At 42.2% G+C, this 303-nt stretch carries 1 protein-coding gene; it reads left to right on the top strand.

Annotation, left to right across the window (positions count from 1 at the left end):
* Positions 1-36: 36 nt before the first annotated feature.
* The coding region (locus CWC11_RS21065; RefSeq protein ID WP_283241029.1) for a glycine cleavage system transcriptional repressor at positions 37-303 on the top strand (267 nt) is incomplete at its 3' end.

The raw sequence follows: 303 nt of genomic DNA on the forward strand, positions 1-303 counted from the left end.
TTTCGCCTACGGGCGCCACAAAAAAAGAGACATGATATGAAGCAGTTAATATTAACACTTATAGGTAAGGACCGACCGGGTCTCGTTGAAGAAATCTCTTCCACTATTCTTTCTAACCATGGCAATTGGTTAACCAGTAATTTAAGCCACCTTGCTGGACAATTCGCAGGCATAGTGCAGGTTGAGGTTGCTGAAGAACATTTGCAAGAAATACAAGATGCATTGCATAAATTGCCAGGTTTAGACGTGAGAGTTGAATCAGGCGAAAACTTGCAAGCGCAAGAAGAGCCGGACACATTAAAT

The sequence above is a fragment of the Pseudoalteromonas sp. S3178 genome, assembly GCF_005886985.1.
Taxonomy (GTDB): Bacteria; Pseudomonadota; Gammaproteobacteria; order Enterobacterales; family Alteromonadaceae; genus Pseudoalteromonas; species Pseudoalteromonas carrageenovora.